Annotated in this window: 21 protein-coding genes; 8 read left to right on the top strand and 13 right to left on the bottom strand. The window is 70.8% G+C overall.

Annotated elements, in window-relative coordinates; genetic code table 11:
• Positions 1-234: 234 nt before the first annotated feature.
• The 4 genes from V5F49_RS14970 (at position 235) to V5F49_RS14955 (ending at position 3,942) form a co-directional block, all read left to right on the top strand.
• Positions 235-882 carry a DUF938 domain-containing protein gene (locus tag V5F49_RS14970; RefSeq protein ID WP_394117066.1) on the top strand — a complete coding sequence of 216 codons (648 nt, stop codon included), beginning with the start codon at positions 235-237 and terminating at the stop codon, positions 880-882.
• Positions 883-1,014: 132 nt separating this feature from the next.
• Positions 1,015-2,130 carry a flagellar motor protein MotA gene (locus V5F49_RS14965; protein WP_394117065.1) on the top strand — a complete coding sequence of 372 codons (1,116 nt, stop codon included), beginning with the start codon at positions 1,015-1,017 and terminating at the stop codon, positions 2,128-2,130.
• 14 nt (positions 2,131-2,144) lie between these two features.
• Entirely contained in the window at positions 2,145-3,167 is a 1,023-nt protein-coding gene (locus V5F49_RS14960; protein ID WP_394117064.1) for a peptidoglycan -binding protein, read from the top strand.
• A 328-nt stretch (positions 3,168-3,495) separates the two neighbouring features.
• A complete protein-coding gene (locus V5F49_RS14955; RefSeq protein ID WP_394117063.1) occupies positions 3,496-3,942 on the top strand; it encodes a GNAT family N-acetyltransferase in 447 nt (148 codons plus the stop codon).
• A 380-nt stretch (positions 3,943-4,322) separates the two neighbouring features.
• Here V5F49_RS14955 and V5F49_RS14950 read toward each other — a convergent pair whose 3' ends face one another.
• Both V5F49_RS14950 and V5F49_RS14945 read right to left on the bottom strand, forming a co-directional pair.
• Positions 4,323-4,646 (bottom strand): hypothetical protein, encoded by a 324-nt coding sequence (locus V5F49_RS14950; RefSeq protein WP_394117062.1) that lies wholly within the window; start codon positions 4,644-4,646, stop codon positions 4,323-4,325.
• 92 nt (positions 4,647-4,738) lie between these two features.
• Positions 4,739-6,562, bottom strand: a complete 1,824-nt coding sequence (locus V5F49_RS14945) for an ABC transporter transmembrane domain-containing protein (protein WP_394117061.1) — start codon at positions 6,560-6,562, stop codon at positions 4,739-4,741.
• Positions 6,563-6,651: 89 nt separating this feature from the next.
• On the opposite strand from V5F49_RS14945, the gene rpmE reads away from it, so the two are divergent.
• Positions 6,652-6,876, top strand: coding sequence for a 50S ribosomal protein L31 (gene rpmE, locus V5F49_RS14940; RefSeq protein WP_238119393.1), 225 nt, complete (start codon positions 6,652-6,654; stop codon positions 6,874-6,876).
• 154 nt (positions 6,877-7,030) lie between these two features.
• On the opposite strand, the gene V5F49_RS14935 is transcribed toward rpmE, so the two are convergent.
• Together V5F49_RS14935 and V5F49_RS14930 are read right to left on the bottom strand one after the other, a co-directional pair.
• Complete coding sequence (locus V5F49_RS14935) at positions 7,031-7,546, bottom strand: hypothetical protein (protein ID WP_394117060.1); 516 nt, start codon at positions 7,544-7,546, stop codon at positions 7,031-7,033.
• Positions 7,547-7,910: 364 nt separating this feature from the next.
• Positions 7,911-8,099: a DUF1192 family protein gene (locus tag V5F49_RS14930; protein ID WP_394117059.1), complete on the bottom strand. Its 189-nt coding sequence runs from the start codon at positions 8,097-8,099 to the stop codon at positions 7,911-7,913.
• 156 nt (positions 8,100-8,255) lie between these two features.
• On the opposite strand from V5F49_RS14930, the gene V5F49_RS14925 reads away from it, so the two are divergent.
• Entirely contained in the window at positions 8,256-9,260 is a 1,005-nt protein-coding gene (locus V5F49_RS14925) for an NAD(P)H-quinone oxidoreductase (RefSeq protein ID WP_394117058.1), read from the top strand.
• 123 nt (positions 9,261-9,383) lie between these two features.
• On the opposite strand, the gene V5F49_RS14920 is transcribed toward V5F49_RS14925, so the two are convergent.
• Positions 9,384-9,635 carry a hypothetical protein gene (locus V5F49_RS14920; protein WP_394117057.1) on the bottom strand — a complete coding sequence of 84 codons (252 nt, stop codon included), beginning with the start codon at positions 9,633-9,635 and terminating at the stop codon, positions 9,384-9,386.
• 165 nt (positions 9,636-9,800) lie between these two features.
• Between V5F49_RS14920 and V5F49_RS14915 the strand changes: the two genes are divergently transcribed.
• A complete protein-coding gene (locus V5F49_RS14915; protein WP_394117056.1) occupies positions 9,801-11,237 on the top strand; it encodes an MFS transporter in 1,437 nt (478 codons plus the stop codon).
• Between the two features lie 16 nt (positions 11,238-11,253).
• Here the strand turns inward: V5F49_RS14915 and V5F49_RS14910 are convergent, their stop codons facing one another.
• The 3 genes from V5F49_RS14910 to V5F49_RS14900 all read right to left on the bottom strand — a co-directional run bounded on the left by V5F49_RS14910 (position 11,254) and on the right by V5F49_RS14900 (position 14,215).
• Complete coding sequence (locus V5F49_RS14910) at positions 11,254-11,985, bottom strand: RlmE family RNA methyltransferase (RefSeq protein ID WP_394117055.1); 732 nt, start codon at positions 11,983-11,985, stop codon at positions 11,254-11,256.
• Positions 11,982-13,292: a Ppx/GppA phosphatase family protein gene (locus tag V5F49_RS14905; RefSeq protein ID WP_394117054.1), complete on the bottom strand. Its 1,311-nt coding sequence runs from the start codon at positions 13,290-13,292 to the stop codon at positions 11,982-11,984. Before V5F49_RS14905 ends, V5F49_RS14910 begins: the two co-directional genes overlap by 4 nt.
• A gap of 173 nt (positions 13,293-13,465) precedes the next feature.
• Positions 13,466-14,215, bottom strand: a complete 750-nt coding sequence (locus tag V5F49_RS14900; protein ID WP_394117053.1) for a transaldolase family protein — start codon at positions 14,213-14,215, stop codon at positions 13,466-13,468.
• A gap of 232 nt (positions 14,216-14,447) precedes the next feature.
• Here V5F49_RS14900 and V5F49_RS14895 point away from each other — a divergent pair, with 232 nt between their 5' ends.
• Positions 14,448-14,816 carry a hypothetical protein gene (locus tag V5F49_RS14895; RefSeq protein ID WP_394117052.1) on the top strand — a complete coding sequence of 123 codons (369 nt, stop codon included), beginning with the start codon at positions 14,448-14,450 and terminating at the stop codon, positions 14,814-14,816.
• Positions 14,817-14,947: 131 nt separating this feature from the next.
• Here the strand turns inward: V5F49_RS14895 and V5F49_RS14890 are convergent, their stop codons facing one another.
• The 5 genes from V5F49_RS14890 to V5F49_RS14870 all read right to left on the bottom strand — a co-directional run bounded on the left by V5F49_RS14890 (position 14,948) and on the right by V5F49_RS14870 (position 19,934).
• Entirely contained in the window at positions 14,948-15,409 is a 462-nt protein-coding gene (locus V5F49_RS14890; protein WP_394117051.1) for a DUF2023 family protein, read from the bottom strand.
• The gene (gene fldA, locus V5F49_RS14885; protein WP_394117050.1) at positions 15,388-15,870 is read right to left on the bottom strand and encodes a flavodoxin FldA; all 483 of its coding nucleotides are present in this window, start codon (positions 15,868-15,870) and stop codon (positions 15,388-15,390) included. Before fldA ends, V5F49_RS14890 begins: the two co-directional genes overlap by 22 nt.
• 251 nt (positions 15,871-16,121) lie before the next feature.
• Entirely contained in the window at positions 16,122-17,330 is a 1,209-nt protein-coding gene (gene gltS / locus V5F49_RS14880; RefSeq protein WP_394117049.1) for a sodium/glutamate symporter, read from the bottom strand.
• A gap of 111 nt (positions 17,331-17,441) precedes the next feature.
• Positions 17,442-18,905, bottom strand: a complete 1,464-nt coding sequence (locus V5F49_RS14875; protein ID WP_394117048.1) for a GntP family permease — start codon at positions 18,903-18,905, stop codon at positions 17,442-17,444.
• 3 nt (positions 18,906-18,908) lie between these two features.
• Complete coding sequence (locus tag V5F49_RS14870; protein ID WP_394117047.1) at positions 18,909-19,934, bottom strand: patatin-like phospholipase family protein; 1,026 nt, start codon at positions 19,932-19,934, stop codon at positions 18,909-18,911.
• Positions 19,935-20,144: the final 210 nt, after the last annotated feature.

Here is a 20,144-nt window from a genome sequence, read left to right as displayed (position 1 = left end):
GCGCTGTCGGAAGGCTCCTTATATCCCCGGAAAACCCGCATGGAACAACATTCTGCACGCGATTGTGCGCACCGCGCCGGCTCGCGCAGGGGCAGCGGGCGCGCGCCGGGGCGCCCTGGGGACGGTTGAGCGCACGCCCCGGGCGGGCCAAGATGCGGCGCGCCGCCACACCGGCGCCGGGGCTGCCCCGGCCGTGCGCCCGCCCCCAATCTGACGCAGCGGAGACCTCTCGCCTTGTCCGATCCCCTCCCCGATGCCCGCCGCTCGGCGCCGGCTGTCGCGCGCAACCGCGAGCCCATCGCCGCCCTGCTGCTGCCCCTGCTGCCGCCACGCGGCGTGGTGCTGGAGGTGGCGAGCGGCACCGGCGAGCACATCATCCATTTCGCCCGGTCGGCGCCGCACCTCACCTGGCAACCCTCCGACCCGGCGGAGGACGCGCGCGCCTCGATCGCCGCCTGGGCACGGGCGGAGGGCCTCGCCAACGTCCGCCCGCCCGTCGCGCTCGATGCCGCGGCGGCGGACTGGCCGGTGGGCAAGGTGGACGCGGTGGTGTGCATCAACATGATCCACATCAGCCCGTGGGAGGCCACCGAGGGCCTGATGCGCGGCGCCGCCGCCCGGCTGCCCGCCGACGGCATCCTGTTCGCCTATGGCGCCTACCGGCAGGAGGGGGTGCCCACCGCCCCCAGCAACGAGGCGTTCGACGGTTACCTGAAGAACCTCGACCCCCGCTTCGGCCTGCGTGACCTCGGCGCCGTGGCCCGCTGCGCCGCCCGCCACGGGCTGGCGCTGGCGCGGGTGGAGGAGATGCCGTCCAACAACCTGTCGCTCATCTTCCGCAAGGTCATTGCGGTATCGCCGGGCGGGGCGGACGTGCCATAGTCGGCGCCGGCTGCCCGCGTCGCGGCGCCGTCCCCGGCCGCCCCCGCCGCCCCCCGGACCGGGATTGGGCGGGTGCGGTCCGCGGGAATCTGGTATCAGGGCAGGGTCGGATCTTCCGCACGAGGACCTTTCATGGCGCGCGTCGTCGATCCCTTCATCAAGGTGTCGTCCCCCAAGATCTTCCTGGTGCGGATGGTGGTGTTCCTGGCGCTGTGCGCGGCGCTGGCGGCGGTGCTGCACCGGCAGATCGTGGCCGCCTTCCTCAACAATCCCGGCTTGAACGGCGTCATCTTCGGCGTGCTGGCGGTGGGCATCGTCATGTCCATCCGGCAGGTGACGCGGCTGTTTCCCGAGGTGGAGTGGGTGAACTCCTTCCGCCTCGCCGACCCCGGCCTCGCGGTGGCGCGCCCGCCGACCCTGCTCGCGCCCATGGCGGCGCTCCTGGGCGACCGGGTGGGGCGCATGTCCATCTCCCAGGCCACCATGCGCTCGATCCTCGATTCCATCGGCACCCGGCTGGACGAAAGCCGCGACCTCGGCCGCTACCTCACCGGCCTGCTGGTGTTTCTCGGCCTGCTCGGCACCTTCTGGGGCCTTCTGGAGACGGTGTCCTCCATCGGCCAGGTCATCGGCGCGCTGCAGGTGGGGCCGGATGCCGCCTCCATCTTCGAGGACATGAAGAGCGGACTTGCCGCGCCGCTGGGCGGCATGGGCACGGCGTTCTCGTCCTCGCTGTTCGGCCTCGCCGGATCGCTGGTGCTGGGCTTCCTCGACCTGCAGGGCGGGCAGGCGCAGACCCGCTTCTATACCGATCTCGAGGACTGGCTCTCCACCACCGTGCGCGACCTCGACGAGGCCCCGCGCGAACGCGCCTTCCCGGACCGCTCCCTTGCCGATCGCACCCCTGCCGATCGCACCCCTGCCGAGCGCGAGCCCGCGCGGCTTGCGGCAAGCCCGTCCCAGCCGGTGCCGCCGCTCGCCTTGCCGCCGCCGCAGCCGGCCATCGACCTTGATCCCCTGATCTCCGCCATGGGACGGCTGGAGAAGACCATGGCGGAGGCGGGCTCCCAGCGCGTCACCACCGCCATGGCGCATCTGGCCGAAAGCCTGCAGGCGCTGGTGACGCACATGCGTTCCGAGCAGGCGCTGATGAAGCAGATGATCGAGACCCAGGGCGCCCAGCAGGAGGAGCTGCGGCGCCTTGTCCGGCGGCTGGAGGACGACGCCACGCGTCGCCCCGGCGCCTGAGCGGGGGCTGAGCCATGGCCCTCGGCAGGCGCGGCCGCGACCGCCACATCGACTACTGGCCCGGCTTCGTGGATGCCCTGTCCACCCTGCTGCTGGTGTTCATCTTCCTGTTGTCGGTGTTCATGCTGACGCAGTTCTTCCTGACGCAGGAGATGTCCGGCAAGGACAACGTGCTGCAGCGGCTTCAGGCGCAGATCCGCCAGCTCACCGAGCTGCTCTCGCTGGAGCGGGCCACCGGCCAGACCACCGAGGGCGAGCTCGCCGCCATGCGCGCCTCGCTGGAGGCGAGCGAGAGCGAGCGCGACCGCCTGCGCGGCCAGCTCGCCGCCGCGCCCTCCGCCGCGCCGGACACCGGGCGCGCCACGGCCCTCGCCCGCGAGGTGGACCTGCAGAAGGACGTGGCCGCCCGCGCCGCCGCCCAGATCGAGCTGCTCAACCAGCAGATCGCCGCCCTGCGCCGGCAGATGGCGGCGCTGGAGGAAGCGCTGAACGTGTCGGAGAAGCGTGACGCGGAAAGCCAGGCCAAGATCTCCGACCTCGGCCGCCGGCTGAACGTGGCGCTGGCCCAGCGGGTGCAGGAGCTCACCCGCTTCCGCTCGGAATTCTTCGGCCGCCTGCGCGAGATCCTCGGCAACCGGCCGGATGTGCGGGTGGTGGGCGACCGCTTCGTGTTCCAGTCGGAAGTGTTCTTCGATCCCGGCTCCGCCACCCCCCGGCCGGAGGCGAAGGCGGAGCTGGACAAGCTGGCCGGCGCCATCCTGGAGCTGGAGAAATCCATTCCGCCCGACATTTCGTGGGCCCTGCGCATCGACGGCCACACCGACAGCCGGCCCATCTCCAACGCCCAGTTTCCGTCGAACTGGGAGCTGTCGGCTGCCCGCGCCATCGCCGTGGTGCAGTATCTCATCTCCAAGGGCATCAGCCCGCAGCACCTGATCGCCGCCGGCTTCGGCGAGTATCAGCCCCTCGACACCGGCACCACCGACGAGGCCCGCGCCCGCAACCGCCGCATCGAGCTGAAGCTGACCGAGCGCTGACGGGGCCGGCCGGGTTGCGCCATGCGGCGACAGCCGCGATCGTCCCATGCGGCGACGGCCGCGATCGTTCCAAGCGGCGACGGCCGGCATCGTCCCACGCGGCGACAGCCGCGATCGTTCCAAGCGGCCGGCGGCTGCCATCGCGCGAAGCGGTGAATGCCGCGTCGCGCCGTGCGGCGACCGCCACCATCATCTCCTGTGCGACCGCAGCCTGCTTTCGCGCGCCGGACACAGGGCGGCTGCGCGTTAAGCCTCCGGCAAGCGGCCTGGCGTGAGGATGCGCACTGCCGGCGCCACCTGTGCGGCCGCCCCGCCAGAGAGCCGTCTCATGTCCTTCACCCTCGTCCCCGCCCTGCCCGCGCACCGCCCCGCCATGGGCGACCTGTGGGTGGAGAGCTGGGCGCGGACCCTGCCGGAGATCGATTTCGTGGCCCGCCGACCCTGGTTGGAGAGCCATCTGGACCAGCTCGCCGCCGGCGGGGCGCAGGTTCAGGTGGCGCTGGCGGAGGGCGCGGTGGCCGGCTTCGTGGTGATCCATCCGGGAACGGGATACCTGGACCAGCTGGCCGTCGCCCCGGCCTTCTGGGGCACGGGCGCGGCCGAGGCGCTGATGGCGGAGGCCCGCCGCCTCTCCCCGACCCTCGTCGCGCTGGACGTGAACCAGGACAATCCGCGCGCCGTGCGCTTCTACGAGAAGATGGGCCTTGCCATCGTCTCCGAAGGCGAGAACCCCATGTCCGGCCGCCGCACCTTTCGTATGGAATGGCGGCCATAGGGCCGCCCTGTCGCATGGAATGGCGGCCATAAGGCCACCCTGTCGCACGGAATTGGCGGCCATAAGGCCACCCTGTCGCACGGAATGGCGGCCATAAGGCCGCCCTGTCGCACGGAATTGGCGGCCATAAGGCCGCCCTGTCGCACGGAATTGGCGGCCATAGGGCCGCCCCGTCGCACGGAATTGGCGGCCATAGGGCCGCCCCGTCGCATGGAATGGCGGCCATAGGGCCGCCCTGTCGCACGGGCTGACGGCCATGGCGACGGTTCCGGCAGAGCGGAGCCGGTCCGACGCCATGCGCGAAAGCTGTCGGCGCGGCGTGCCTCGGCGCGGGCGGAATGCTCCGGCCGCGCCTCAGCGCAACCCGGCGGCGAGCCGCCTCACTGGCAGCCGCAGCGATAATCCTTGGCCGCCACTTCCTTGCCGCCATAGGGGATGAAGCAGGCCTTGCTCCAGCTCGGCTGAAGATTGTAGCCGGGCCGAAAGCCGTTGTAGTTGGCCGAGCAGATGTAGAACGCGTCCCGCGTCGGCTTGCCGCCCGGCGCGTGGACGCCGGAGGTCAGCGGCCTCAGCCCGAGGCCGGCGCAGACCTGATCGCATGGCCGGCCTTCCGCCGGCTGCCAGACCAGTTCCCCGGCGCCGGCGGAAGCCGGCAGAGCGGCCAGCAGCGCGGCCGTGACAAGGACAGCCTTCCAGATCTTCATATTCATCCCCCCCGGACAAGCGCGGCATTCCCCAACGCGCGTCGCATCTTGCCCGAGGCTTGGCCGTTGGCAAGCCGCGAATCCCGGCCGTGCTAGGCCGCCTGGCTGAACTGCAGCTGGGCGAGGCGGGCGTAGAGGCCGCCCTTGGCCACCAGCTCCGCATGGGTGCCCTCGTCCACGATCCGCCCGGCCTCCATGACCAGAATGCGGTCGGCGGAGAGCACGGTGGCGAGGCGGTGGGCGATGACGAGGGTGGTCCGGCCCTGCATGGAATGCTCCAGCGCGGTCTGCACCAGCGTCTCGCTTTCGGCGTCGAGGGCGCTCGTCGCCTCGTCCAGCAGCAGGATGGGCGCGGCGCGCAGGATGGCGCGGGCGATCACGATGCGCTGGCGCTGGCCGCCGGAAAGCGTGACGCCGCGCTCGCCCACGGGGGTCTCCCAGCCCTCGGGCAGGCGGGCGACGAACTCGTCCACCAGCGCAGCGCGGCCGGCGGCCTCCACCTCCGCGTCGGTGGCGTCGGGCCGGCCGAGGCGGATGTTGGCGCGCACCGTGTCGGCGAAGATGGCCACCTCCTGCGGCACCAGCGCCATGTGGCGACGCAGCTCGGGCGGGGCCACGGCGTGGATGTCCACCCCGTCGATCGAGATGCGGCCGGCCTGCGGGTCGTAGAACCGCTCCAAGAGCTGGAACACCGTGCTCTTGCCGGCGCCGGACGGCCCCACCAGCGCCACCCGCTCGCCGGGGCGGATGCTGAAGGAAACCGCGTGCAGCGCCGCCGTATCGGCGCGGGTGGGATAGGCGAAGGACACCTCGTCGAAGCGGATCGCGCCGGTGACGGTGGCCGGCAGCGCTTCCGGGCGCGCCGGGGTCGTCACCTGCGGCTCCACCCGCAGCAATTCGCCAATGCGCTCGGCGGCGCCGGCGGCGGCGGCCACCTCGCCCCACGTCTCGGACAGATTGCCGAGGGAGGCGGCGGCAAGCACCGCATACAGCACGAACTGGCTCAGCGCGCCGGAGGTCATGGTGCCGTTCAGCACCGACTGGGCACCCGCCCACAGCACCGCGACGATGCTGGCGAACACGAGGAAGATGGCGACGCCGGTCAGCCAGGCGCGGGCGCGGGTGGCGTCGCGGGCGGCAGCGAAGGCCTGCTCCACCGCGCCGTCGAAGCGGGCGCGGGCGGCGCCCTCGGCGGTGGAGGCCTGCAGCGCGCGCATGCCGTTGATGGCCTCGGCGGCATAGGCGGAGGCGTCCGCCAGCGTGTCCTGCGCGAGGCGGGTGCGCCGGCGCACCTTGCGGCCGGAGGCCACCAGCGGCAGCACGATCAGCGGGATGGCCACGAGCACGAGGCCCGACAGGCGCGGGCTCGTCACCACCATCATCACCACCGCGCCGAGGCACAGCACGAGATTGCGCAGGGCGGTGGAGGCCGAGGCGCCCACCGCGGACTTCAGCTGCGTGGTGTCGGCCGTCAGGCGGGAGGTGAGCTCGCCCGAGCGCACCGAATCATAGAACGCGCCGTCCAGCGTCACGAGGCGCGCGAACACGGCGGCCCTCAGGTCCGCCACGATGCGCTCGCCAAGAGTGGTAACAAGGTAGTAGCGCGCAGCCGAGGCCAGGGCGAGCACCGCCACCACCGCCACCAGCACCGCGAAATAGCGGTCCACGAGGGCGGCGTGGTCGGCGGCGAAGCCGAAATCGATCATCCGGCGCACCGCCACCGGCAGCGCCAGCGTGGCCAGAGCGGCCACCAGGATGGCCCCCAGCGCAGCCGACACCCGCCCGCGATAGCGCGCCAGATGGGGCGCGAGCGCGCCGAGAGGCTTCAGGTTGCGCCGTCCGCGGCCGGCCTCAGGCGAGGCGGGCGCGGTGGAGCTCGGGGCAGATGAGGTGTCGGCTTGTGTCAAAGCATGCACTCGGCTATAGACCCGCCACTTCCGTCAGGAACCGAAATTGGCGCTGCCCGCCCGGGAGCAGGGCGGCGTGGCGATAAAGGATTGAACCAATGAAGAGCGACATCCATCCCGATTACCACTTCATCAAGGTGGTGATGACGGACGGTTCCGAGTACACGACCCGGTCGACCTACGGCAAGGAGGGCGACACCCTTCAGCTCGACATCGACCCGCGCACCCATCCCGCGTGGACCGGCGGCACCCAGCAGCTGATGGACCGCGGCGGCCGCGTTTCCCGCTTCAAGAACAAGTTCGGCGCCCTTCTCAAGGGTTGATCGCGCTGCGGTCCCGGCCGCCGGCCCTGCGCGCCTCGGTCGCAGGGCGCTGGCGCCGCTGACCTTGCGGGTGACGCCCCGGCACACCGGTGCGTCACGATTGCTTGAGCAGGACGGTTGCCCCGACGGATGCCCCGGCCTCACGCCGGCGGGATCAGACGGCAGCCGGACCGGTGCCTTGCACCACACGAAGCCGCGGGCGGCCCTGCCGCCGACGCGGCTTTTCGTTTTGGCGGGGGGCAATCGCGGTCCCATCGCCGGTCTGCGCTTCGAGCTCGGCGCGCAGCCGGGCCAGGGTTCCCGCAAGCGAACCGGCCAGCGTCACCAGTTCCAGAACCCCGAGCCGGGCCGCGGCCGGCAGACGGTCGAGCGGCCCACCGGGCTGGAGCGGGCCCGCCTGCGTCGCGCCCGATGGCAAGGCCTGCGGATCGAGCGCGAGCCGCGCGCTCTCGCGCCGGAACAGATCGCCCGGGACGTCGCCCGCCGCCAGCGCGCGCAGCAGCAGCAGGGCGGACGACAGGTCCATCACCAGCCGGGCCAATGCGGCGGCGGTTTGGGCATCGAGCTGGCCCCGCGCGGCGCCGAGCAGCGCCTCGGCGGCGGCGAGCGTCGCCATGCCGGCGTGCAGCGCCCGCTCGGCCGATCCATCCGCGTCCTGAGGCAGCGCCACCCGTCTCTCCATCCGGTCCGTGCCGGGGCCGGCATCAAGCGGAGGAACGGGCACGGCGTAAAGGGGCTGGCGGGGCACGATGCTGGGGATATCGGGCACGCCGCCCGGCGCTCTCCCGCGATGGCGCCCAAAGAAGAGCCGCCTTGCGGCGGCTCGCAGTCCCACAGGGAGAGTTGCCAGATGTCCGGGAGGGAGGATCCCCGGACAGCAACACCTTGCCACACCTCCCGTTAACGCCGCCTTAACGGCCGGCGGACTACCCGCCGCACCCGGTTCCGGAGGCAGCTGACGCAGGAATGGCGCGGACGCCGGCCGGCCACCTGCCCACCGGTCGTCCGCGCGCCCGTCCCCTGCCCGCCAGCCCCTAGAACTTGAACGCGGCCGCCGCCGCCGCCCGCGAGGCGCGCTTGGCCTCCAGCGCGGCTTCCAGCCGGGCGATCTCGGCCTTCAGGGCCAGGACGCGCGCGGCGATCTCGTCCTCGGACAGGCGGGAGACGTCCACGGCGATGGCGGGATCGCGCGGCGGCGGCGGCGCTTCGTCTTCCATTGGCATTTGGCGGCCCTCTTCCTATTGTCTCGACGCGTGAACCCGCCGCCCCGGTCTCAGGCCGGAGCGGCCGGCGGACATTCTGCCCGTCCCCGTCCTGGATTGAAGCCCCCCGAGCGCAGCCGCCCGCAGGACGGCGCCATCACCTTTCCGGAGCCCTTCATGTCGTCTGTGTCGCTGCCCGAAACCATGACCGCCATCACCATCTCAGCCCCCGGCGGACCCGAGGTGCTGGTGCCGGGCGTCCGCCCCGTGCCCCGGCCGGTGCCGGGCGAGCTGCTGGTGAAGGTGGCCGCGGCCGGCATCAACCGACCGGACGTGATGCAGCGCAAGGGCCTCTATCCGCCGCCGCCCGGCGCCTCCGACATCCCCGGCCTGGAGATTTCCGGCACCGTGGTGGCGGTGGGTGAGGGCGTGACCCGCTTCAAGACCGGCGACCGTGTGTGCGCGCTCGTCACCGGCGGCGGCTATGCGGAATATTGCACCACCCACGAATCCACCGCCTTGCCCGTGCCTGAGGGCCTCTCCGACGCCGAGGCCGCGGCCATGCCGGAGACGGTCTTCACCGTGTGGAGCAACATCTTCGATCGCGGCCGCCTCGCCGCCGGCGAGACGCTGCTGCTGCATGGCGGCGCCAGCGGCATCGGCACCACGGCGATCCAGCTCGCCAAGGCGTTCGGCGCGCGCGTCATCGTCACCGCCGGTTCGGATGAAAAATGCGAGGCCTGCCTGAAGCTCGGCGCCGACGCCGCCGTGAACTACCGCACCAAGGATTTCGTCGCCGAGGTGAAGAGCTTCACCGCCGGCAAGGGCGCCGACGTGATCCTCGACATGGTGGGCGGCCCCTACATCCAGAAGAATTACGAGGCGGCGGCGCAGGACGGGCGCATCGTGCAGATCGCGTTCCAGCAGGGCTCCAAGGCCGAGGTGGACTTCATGCGCGTGATGCTGAAGCGCCTCACCCACACCGGCTCCACCCTGCGCTCGCGCCCGGTGGCCGAGAAGGCGGCCATCGCCGCGGCCATCGTGGAGAAGGTGTTCCCGCTCATCGCCAAGGGCGCCTACCGCCCGGTGATGGACGAGACCTTCCCGCTCGCCGAGGCTTCCAAGGCCCACGCCCGCATGGATGCGAGCGCCCACGTGGGCAAGATCGTCCTGGTGGCGTGACGCGCGCGGGCGCCGTCCCGCACATCAAGAAACGCCCCGGCGGAAAGGCCGGGGCGTCGATAAGCGATCGCACGAAAGAGCGCGCGTTTCAGGCAGCGCCCGGCCGGCCTCGGGCGCAATCCCTCAGGGCCGCCAGCCGGGCGGCGGGGCGCCAGTGCGCTGGATGGCGTCCAGCACCTCGCGCTGCCGGCGGTCGGTGCGCTTCATGTGCACGGCGATCACCGCGTGGGCGGACGGCACCAGGAACAGCAGCGGGAAAATCAGGCCGAGCAGGATGCACGGCACGATCATGATCAGGTTGGCGAGCGCCGAAATGGGCTGCCCGTTCACCAGAAGGCCGAGCGGCGGAAGCAGAGCGGCGAGAATGTAGATCATGATCGTCAAAGGCCCTCCTCGAGGCCCACGCATCCATATGGTGGACCTTCACGACATCGCAAGGATGCCGCTGCGGGCGGTTGATCGGCAGCCCCCAAGCCCCTATTGCGGACGGGAGACTTCGCGCCCCCTTCCGCCCCGCTGCGCGCCGCGATGGAAACGCCCATGCCGCTGAAGGCGCTGCCGCCCCAGGTCCTGATCCCGCTCATCGTCGCCTGCGCCCTGTTCATGGAACAGGTCGACGCGACGGTGATCGCCACTTCCCTGCCCGCCATCGCCGCCGACCTGAAGGAAGACCCGGTGGCGCTCAAGCTGGCGCTCACCTCCTATCTGCTGTCGCTGGCGGTGTTCATTCCGGCGAGCGGCTGGGCGGCGGATCGCTACGGCGCGCGCACGGTGTTCCGCTCCGCCATCGTCATCTTCACCATCGGCTCGGTTTTGTGCGGCCTGTCCACCTCGCTGGCGGATTTCGTGCTCTACCGCATCGTGCAGGGGCTGGGCGGGGCCATGATGGTGCCGGTGGGGCGGCTCGTCATCCTGCGCTCGGTGCCCAAGACGGAGCTTGTCTCCGCCCTCGCCTGGCTCACCATCCCAGCGCTGCTGGGGCCGGTGTTCGGCCCGCCGCTGGGCGGCTTCATCACCACCTATTTCGACTGGCGGCTGATCTTCTTCATCAACGTGCCCATCGGCGTGCTCGGCGTGTTCCTCGCCACCCGCTTCATCGAGAACGTGCGCGAGGAGGACGTGCCGCCCCTCGACCTGAAGGGCCTCGTGCTCTCCGGCATCGGCCTTGCCGGCCTCGTGTTCGGCTTCGCGGTGCTGGGCCAGCGCCTCGTGCCCGGATGGCTCGCAGGCAGCATCGCCGGCGTCGGCCTCGTCTCGCTGGTGCTCTATGTGCGGCACGCCCGGGCAACCCCGCACGCGGTGCTCGACCTCGGCCTGCTGCGGCAATCCTCGTTCCGCGCCGGCGTGGTGGGCGGCTCGCTGTTCCGGGTAGGCATCGGCGCCCTGCCCTTCCTGCTGCCGCTGATGCTGCAGCTCTCGTTCGGCCTGTCGCCGTTCGCCTCGGGCCTGCTCACCTTCGCGGCGGCGGCGGGCGCGCTGCTGATGAAGTTCACCGCCGCGCCCATCCTGCGCCGCTTCGGCTACAAGCCGGTGCTGGTGGCGAACGCGGTGGTGTGCGCCGGCTTCATCGCCCTCAATGCCGCCTTCACGCCGCTCACGCCGCACGGGCTCATCATCGCCGCCCTGCTGGTGGGCGGGTTCCTGCGCTCGCTCCAGTTCACCGCGCTGAACGCCCTGAGCTATGCCGAGGTGCGGCCCGAGCAGATGAGCCACGCCACCTCGTTCGCCAGCGTGGCGCAGCAGGTGTCGCTCTCGTTCGGCGTGGCGCTGGCGGGCCTCGTGCTGGAGACCATGCGCGCCCAGCGCGGCGAGGTGACGGTGACGCAGGCGGATTTCGCCGCCGCCTTCCTGGTGGTGGCGGGGGTGAGCGCGCTCAGCCTGTTCTTCTTCGTGCGCCTGCCGCGCAGCGCCGGCGCGGAACTGACCGGCCGCAAGCCGGAGGTTGCCGACCCGCGCGGCGAGGTTCCGCCGGACTGAGCAACGGCGCCCGTCCTCAGGCGGGGCCGTCCTCGTCCTGCGCGGGCGCGTCGATGTCGGCCTTGCCCCGGAAGCCGGTGGCCAGCACGTAGAGCTCGGCCGAATCGGCGCGGCTCGCCGCCGGCTTGATGTGCTTCACCACCGCGAAGTCGCGCTTCAGATCGGCCAGAAGGGTGCCTTCCGTTCCACCCTGCAGCACCTTGGCGAGGAAGGCGCCGCCGGGCGCCAGCACCTGCCGGGCGAAATCCACCGCCAGCTCCACCAGCCCGACGATCTTCAGATGGTCGGTCTTCTTGTGGCCGGTGGCGTTGGCCGCCATGTCGGACATGACGAAATCGGCCTGGCCGCCCAGCATCTCCATCAGCCGCTCCGGTGCGTCGGGGGCGAGGAAATCCATCTGGGCGAAGGCGACGCCGGGGATGGGCTCGATCTCCAGAAGATCGATGGCGACGATCTTGCCATGGCCCTCGTCGAGCCCGATCTTGCGCGCCGCCACCTGGCTCCAGCCGCCGGGGGCGGCGCCAAGGTCCACCACCCGCATGCCGCGCTTCAGAAGCCGCGTCTTCTCGTCGATCTCGATCAGCTTGAAGGCGGCGCGCGAACGCCAGCCCTCGCGCCGGGCGCGGGCGACATAGGGATCGTTCAGCTGGCGCTGCAGCCATTTCTGCGAGGAGGTGGTGCGGCCGCGCGCGGTCTTCACGCGCACCTTCAGCGGCCGGCCGTCCGGTCCGCGGGGGGGAGTGGTCACGCCGGCGCCCCTCCCGGAAGCGACGCGCCCTCGGCGCGGTCGCGGCGCCACGCGCCATCGGCTCGCATCAGCTGCACCAGCATGCCTTCCCTCAGCCCGCGGTCGGCCACCCTCAGCCGTTCCGCCGGAAACACGCGCCGCACCGCTTCCATGATGGCGCAGCCGGCCAGCACCAGATCCGCCCTCTGGGCGCCGATGCAGGGATTGGCCACGCGCTCCTCGAACGACATGCACATGAGGCGCTCCACCACCCGCTCGATATGGCTGGCGCCGAGCCAGGCCCCGTCCACCCGCGTGCGGTCGTAGCGGTCGAGGCCGAGATGGATGCCGGCCACCGTGGTGACCGTGCCGGAGGTGCCGAGCAGGTGCAGCCGGGTGGGCGCGCGCACGCCCCAGCTCTGGCGCACCCCGTCCAGCATGGCGCACACCTCGTCCACCATCTCGTGGAAGACGGCGGGGGAGACCACCACGCCGCCATGGCGCTCGGACAGGGAGACGACGCCTACCGGCAGGGACACCCAGGAGCGGATGCGCGCGCGGGGCGGGCCGTCGTCGCCGGCGGAGCGGCGGCCGAGCCAGACCACTTCCGTGGAGCCGCCGCCGATGTCGAACAGCACGGCGCCGTCGCAGCTCGGGTCCACCAGCGGCGCGCAGCCGGTGGCGGCGAGCCCGGCCTCGGTGCGACGGTCCACCACCTCCAGCCTCAGGCCGGTGCGCTCCTCCACCCGGGCGCAGAAGTCCTCGCCATTGGTGGCGGCGCGGCAGGCCTCGGTGGCGACGATGCGGGCGCGGGTGACGCCGCGCAGGTGCATCTTGGCGGCACAGACCTCCAGCGCGGCGACCGCCCGGTCCATGGCCTGGTCGCACAGCCGGCCGGAGGCGCCGAGCCCCTCGCCGAGGCGGACGATGCGCGAGAAGGCATCCACCACGCGGAAGCTGCGGGCGGTGGGGCGGGCCACCAGAAGGCGGCAATTGTTGGTGCCGAGATCGATGGCCGCATAGACCCCGCCGCAGCCGGAGGGCGCGGGATTGCGGGTCTCGCGCGCGGCGCGGCCGGCAGGCCCGGGGACGTGGGCCGGATAGGCCGAGGTGGGCTGGGCGCAGGCGGACAGGGGCGGCGCGGAGGCGGAGCGCGGCGGCGCCGCAGTGTCGGAGGCCGGAGAGTCGGGGTCCAGAGAACCGGAAGCCAGAGTGTCGGAGGCCGGACGGGCAGCGGGGCGGCGCGGATCGCAGGCGCCTTCCGCAGCGGCATGCTCGCTGCAAGACTGCCCCGGGCCTTGCACGGGCCCGTGCGTCTCGTCCCTCATGACCATCCCCTCGCCGCAAGGCGGAACACTGCGCTCAGGCTGCCTGCACGATCCGCAGGCGGCTGCGCCTTACCGGCCAGTCTAACAGCGCCCGCCGCGTGCGCAATGGCGCGGCAGGCCTGTCAGAAAGGCATGGGAGGGGAAAACCGCCTCGATTCAGGCTGCAAGCCGGCTTACTCCGCGGCAGCGCGGCCCTTCAGGTCCAGGGTGAGGCCGGCGGCGAGCGCGTCGGCGCGGAACGCCTTCACCGCGTCGAGCGACAATTCGGCAGCGGTGCGGCTGCCGAGCGCCGGCAGCTTCTTCAGCACGTCGGCCGGGGCGGTGATGATGTGGCAGCCCATCTGGTCGGCCTCGATCACGTTCCACACCTCGCGGGTGGAGGCCCAGATCACCTCCACGTTGCTGGTCTGGTTGGCGAGCTCCACCGCGCGCGAGATGGCGGGGCGGTAGTCGATGCCAAGGTCGGCGAGGCGGCCGGCGAAGACGGAGATGATGGACGGCGCGCCGCCGGCCAGCGCCTTCACGCCGTCCTCCACCTGCGCCACGTCGAAGATGGCGGTGAGGTTCACCTTCACGCCGTCGTCCACCAGCTCGCGCACGAGGCCGTAGAGCGTCTCGCCCTTGGTGGTGGAGACCGGCAGCTTCACATGCACGTTCTCGCCCCAGGTGGCGATGACGCGGGCCTGCGCGCGGATCTCCGGGATCTCGTCGGAGAACACCTCGAACGAGATGTGCCGGTCCGGCACGGCCGCCACCAGATCGCGGGCGTAGGCCTCGTAGTCGGTCACGCCCGCCTTGCGCAGGAGCGAGGGATTGGTGGTGAAGCCGGCGATGTGGGCGTGCTTGGCCATCTCCACGATCTGCGCCTTGTCGGCCCCGTCGGTGAACAGCTTCACCTTGAGGTCGCTGAGCTTCACGGACATGTCTTGCTCCTTGAGGTCCTTGTGCGGCGCATCCTAGTGCAGGCGCGGCGGCGCCCGCAATGCGAGGGCCGGGATAATCGCCGGCCCGTGCGGCAGGCCGATGACGCCGTTAACCCTTCATTTACCATGACGCGCCATCGGGTCGGCCGGCAACCTCCGGTAAAGAAGCCTGCGCCATCATCGAGCCATCCGGGGTCCCGGGCTCGATTGTGACGGCGTTGAAGAGGCGGGGATGGTCTCGACGGACATGGTGGAGCGCATGGCGCGCGCGATGCATGCCTACTCGCGGCAGCGCTATCCCCTGCTCGAGGGGTGGGAGGAGCTGTCCCCCGAGCGCCGCGCCTACCAGCGCCAGCTCGCCGCCCACGCCCTGCAGGCCCTCACCCCCCATGACGTGATCGAGATCACCTCCCGCGCCGCGCCGGAGATCGTCGCCATTCCGGTGGAGCCGACGCCGTGGGCGCTGGCCGAGCTTCAGGAAGCCGCCATCGGCGACAATGGCACCGCCATGGACGCGCGGCGCCGCTATCGCTCCTTCCTCGCCACCGCCGCGCTGCCGCTGGCCACCCGCCATGCCGGCGAGGGCGAGACCGCCTGCTGAGCCGGCGTCCGCCGCGTCCAGCGATCCGCACCTGTCGCTCCTGCGCGACTGTGGGCATGGCCCCCTTGCCCGGCGAGAGTGCCTGAGCCCTCCTCATCCGGTTCGGGTGCCAAGGCCTGTCCGGAAGCGATCTACTCGGCGGCAACCGCCTGCCGCCGGCCGCGGCCGGAGCGGTCGAGATAGCGCAGGCACTGCTGCTCCCGGTCGTAGCCCAGCAGCGTGCCTAGCATGAAATCCTCTTCCGCGGTGAGGGTGTTGAGCGGGCGCGTCACCACCGCCCGCGCCACCGCCACGCACGGGGCGCGGCCGAAGAACAGGTTCACCTTGGCCGCGCTCACCTGCTGCACGAAATGGGCGATGCCCTGGCGCTCCAGCCGGGCCAGCATGGGCGGCAGCTCCCGCGCCTCCAGCGTCATGAGGAACAGCGCCCGGACCCCGCGGCCAAACTCATAGAGATGGTGCAGGAACAGCCGCTGAACGGCGCTCGCCGGCTCGCCCCCAAGGGACGGCGGGGACACCGGATGCGCGGGCGGCCAGCCGGCCGCCCCGTCCGCCGGGCCGGCGAACGGGTCTAGAGGATCGTGCTGAGCCATGCCGTCACCCTCTTGTCTGTCAGGCCGGACTGGGTATCGAGATCAAGCGCGAGGCCGACGAACCGGCCGTCCCGCTCGGCGGTGGAGGCGATGTAGTCGTATCCGGCCGTCTCGGTGAAGCCGACAACCACCGCCTCCAGCGCCGTCACCTCGTCGTAGAGGATGCCCAGCGCGTCCACGAAGGAGGAGGGATAGGCCTCCTGGTCGCCGGTGCCGAACAGCGCCACCTTCCGGCCCTTCAGGCGGGCGGAACGCAGCTTGTCGATGTTCTCTTCCCAGTCGGTCTGGAGGGTTCCGTCGCCATAGGTGGGCGAGCCGAGGATGAGCAGATCGCTCGCCTCGAAATCGGCCGAGGTCGCGGTCTTGATGTCCACCGACCGGCCCTGGCACTTCTTGGAAATCTTTGAGGCAACGCCCTTTGTGGCCCCGCCATCGGAGCCGAAAATCACCGTGACAGTCATATCCCGTCTCTTTATCGAATGATTCAAAATCCGCCGACCGGAATACCCGCGAAAACTACGGGACACTCGGCCGACGCGTGCAAGTTCAGGCGATGAGTATGCATCGCCCGAGCATTGGACTACAGGGATCTTCGAAAGACAACGGGGCCGGCGAATATTGGAACGGGTCGATACTGGCGCGCAAAGACAGGCGTGGGCGACCTGTTCAGATTTGAATTCTTCTCATCTGCGAAAACTGCGCTCGCCTGGCCTCAGCGCAGCATGAAGCCGATGGCGAGCGCGTTGGCGATGTCGATGAAGAAGGCCGACACCAGCGGCAGGATGATGAAGGCGAGCGGCGCCGGCCCGTGGGTGCGCGTCACCGCCGTCATGTTGGCGATGGCGGTGGGAGTCGCGCCGAGGCTGATGCCGGTGAAGCCCGCCGCCAGCACCGCCGCCTGATAGTCCCGCCCCATGGCCGGGAACACGACGAACAGGATGTAGGCGACCGCCACCAGCGTCTGCAGCCCGAGCACCAGCGCCAGCGCCGGGCCGAGCCCGCCAAGCGTCCACAGCTGCATGCTCATGAGCGACATGGCGAGGAAGATCTTCAGCGACAGGTCGGAGATGAGCGCCAGCGCCGGCGTGCGGGCCGGCCACGCGACGCGGGTCAGCACCCGCGGCACCGTGTTGGTGATGACGATGGCCACCAGGAGGCACACCACGAACAGCGGCAGCTTGATGCCGGTCTTCTCCACCACCCCTTCCAGCGAGTAGGCGATGAGGATGACGATGTTGAGCACCAGGAGCGCGCTGAGGATGTTGCGGTAGGTGACCTTGCCCGCGTCAGGCCCCACGTCGTTGTCCGGCAGGCCCACCATGGGCGGCAGCAGTTCCTCGCTCTTCAGGCGGAAGCGGCTGATGAGGATGCCGGCGACCGGGCCGCCCACGAGGCTGGCGATGACGAGGCCGAGGGTGGCGCTGGCGATGCCCACCTCCAGCGCGTTCGGCAGGCCGAAACGCTCGGAGATCAGCGGCGCCCAGGCGATGGTGGTGCCGTGCCCGCCGATGAGCGACACCGAGCCGAGCAGCGGCGCGATGCCCTTGGGCAGGTCGAGCGCCGTGGCGCTCCCCACCGCCACCACGTTCTGCAGGATGAGATAGACCACGGTGAGGGCCAGCAGGATGGCGAGCGGCCGCCCGCCGGTGGCGAGGTCGGAGAGGCGCGCGTTGAGGCCGATGCCGGTGAAGAAATACAGCAGCAGCATGTCGCGCGCGGACAGGTCGAACGAGATGGCAAGCCCGAACACGCGGTAGGCGACGAGGGTGGCGATCGCGGCGATGAGGCCGCCCGTCACCGCCTCGGGGATGTTCCAGCGCCGCAGCGGCGCGATCACGCCGTTCAGTCCGGCGCCGAGGAAATAGACCAGGATGGCGATGGTGAAGGTGAGAAGGCCCTGGGCCTCGAACGTCGCCGGCATGCTTCCCCCTCACCTGCGCGGGTGCGCTCAAGTCCTCGCCGTTCAGTCCGCTCTAGCGGAATCCGGCCGGAAGCACAAAGCGCCCGGCCGGAGCTGCGCTGGCACGGCGCCTCAGAAGCTGCCCACCAGGGTGCCGAGCACGATCACCGCCGCGAGCGCGACCAGAGCGCCGACGACCGCGGCCATGACGATGTCGAGGTAGCCTTCCTTGTGGGTCACGCCGCACACGGAGAGCAGCGTCACCACCGCGCCGTTGTGGGGCAGGCTGTCCAGCGTGCCGGAACCGATCACCGCCACACGGTGCATCAGCGCCGGGTCCATGCCGATCTCATGGGCGATCTTCATGTAGGTGGGGCCGAGCGCATCGAGGGCGATGGTGAGGCCACCCGAGGCCGAGCCGGTGAGCGCGGCAAGGATGTTGGTGGCCACCGCCAGCGACACCAGCGGCCCGCCCTCGATGGAGAGCACCCAGTTGCGCACGTCGGCGAAGGCCGGCAGCGCGGCGACGATGGCGCCGAAGCCGACGAGGCTCGCCACCGAGAGGATCGGCAGCACCGAGGCGTTGGCGCCGGCCGTCATGGTGGCCCGCAGCTCCGGCACGCTGCGGAAGTTGATGGCGATCACCGTCACGATGGCCGCGGCAAGAGCCACGATCACCGACCACACGCCGCCCACCGCCGACAGCGTGACGCCGCCCCACTCGGGCCGGGCCAGGAAGGAGACATCCATCCGCGGCAGGACCACGAACGACATCAGGAGGTTGACCACGATCACCACGATGATCGGCAGGGCCGCGAGCAGGATCGGGGGGCCCTTGGCGTTGGCGTCGCTCGAATGGATCTCCGAGGGGTCGAACGCGCCGGCGGTGGTGGCGCGCTCACGCACGATGGGGTCCTCGGCGGCGATCTCCGCGGACTCGTCCGGCGCCGCGATCAGCGCGCCGAAGCCCTCGCCCCGCGCCCGGGCGGCGTTCTCACGCCGCTTCAGCCACCACATGCCGAACGCCAGCATGATCAGCGAGGCGATGATGCCGAGCCCCGGCGCCGCGAACGGCGTGGTGCCGAAGAACGGCATGGGGATGGCGTTCTGGATGGAGGGCGTGCCCGGCATGGCGGACATGGTGAAGGTGGAGGTGCCGAGCGCGATCGCCGCCGGCATCAGCCGCCGCGGCACCCCGGCCGAGCGGAACAGGGCGACGCCCATGGGCGCCAGCACGAAGAAGGCGACGAACAGCGAGACGCCGCCATAGGTGACGATGGCGCCGGCCAGCACCACGGCGAGGATGGCGCGGCTCGCCCCGAGCTTCACCGTCATGTAGTTGGCGATGGAGGTGACCGAGCCGGAATCCTCCATCAGCTTGCCGAACAGCGCGCCGAGCAGGAACAGCGGGAAGAACTGCGCCACGAAGTCCGCGGCGTTGCGCATGAAGGTCTGCGTCCAGCTCGCCAGCAGCGGCTCGCCGGAGAAGGCGGCCGCGATCAGCCCGGCGATGGGCGCGAGAATGAGAATGGAGGAGCCGCGGAAGGCGAGGAAGATGAGGACGGCAAGGCCGACCAGGATGCCGATCAGTCCCATGGGTCAGAGCTCCGACAACAGCTGGTCGAAATTGACGGTGGACGCCTTGCCGATGTCGTGGCCGTGGTCGGCCAGGAACAGGTCGGCGGCCTTGCGGCCCTCCTCCTTCAGCATGGTGAGGAACTCCCACTCCGCATTGAGCTTGGAGGAAAATCCCAGCGTCGCCATGATCGGGTTGCGCACGATGTGCACCCGCATGCGGGCCCAATTGCAGGCCTCGGTGTCGCCGGAAAGCTCGGCGGCGTGGCGCTGCAGCAGCGCCATCATGTAGAGCTCCTTCACCGCCACCGAATTGAACGACACCTCGTTCAGGCGGTTGAGGATTTCCGCCGGGGTCTTGGGCGTGCCCGGCCGCTCCAGCGGATTGATGGGAATGAGGATGGTGTCGTCGGACTTCAGCTCGCTCACCAGCGGCGCGAGGGTGGGATTGCCGGAATAGCCGCCGTCCCAATAAGCCTCGCCGTCGATCTCCACCGCCTGGAACAGGGTGGGCAGGCAGGCGGAGGCCATCAGTGCCTCGGGGGTGATGTCGGCGTTGCGGAACACCCGTGGCCGGCCGGTGCGCACGTTGGTGGCGGTGATGAACACCTTGACCGGAGAATTGCGCAGGCGCTCGAAATCGATCTGCTTGGCCAGGATGGGGGCCAGCGCGTTGGAGCCCATGGGGTTGTACTGATAGGGCGACATCAGCCGTGTCATGAAATCCATCATGAGATAGCCGGGCGCTGTATCGAGGCTCCAGCGGCCCATCATCTTGTCGAAGGGGGAGCGCTGGAACGGGCTGTAGCGCGCCGCCTCCGACACATGGCTCCAGTAGCTGGCGAGGGCCGAGCGGGCGCCTTCGCGGCCACCGGCGGCATAGCCGTCCGCCAGCACGGCGGCGTTCATGGCCCCGGCCGAGGTGCCGGAGACGCCCTCGATCTCGAGCCAGCTCTCCTCAAGCAGCCGATCCAGCACGCCCCAGGAGAAGGCCCCGTGGGAGCCCCCGCCTTGCAGTGCGAAATCGACGAGGACGGGCGCGCGTTCCATCAGCTTGGTCTCCGATTCATTGCCCGGCGATGACGCCGGAAAGCCTGCCTCGCCCCGCGTGACGCCCGCTCCCTCACTCGGTTTCGGGGGAAGGCCGGGACGAGGGTCTTCTGCGGACCCGCATGCCCCTCGCCGGCGTCAGGCGCCGCTGCCCGCTCCCGCCCCTCGCCCGCTTGCGGGAGAGGGCTCGGCCGCGACCAGAGGGCCGCG

The organism is Xanthobacter lutulentifluminis (assembly GCF_043194675.2).
GTDB lineage: Bacteria > Pseudomonadota > Alphaproteobacteria > Rhizobiales > Xanthobacteraceae > Xanthobacter.
This window is presented reverse-complemented; position numbering and strand designations above follow the sequence as displayed.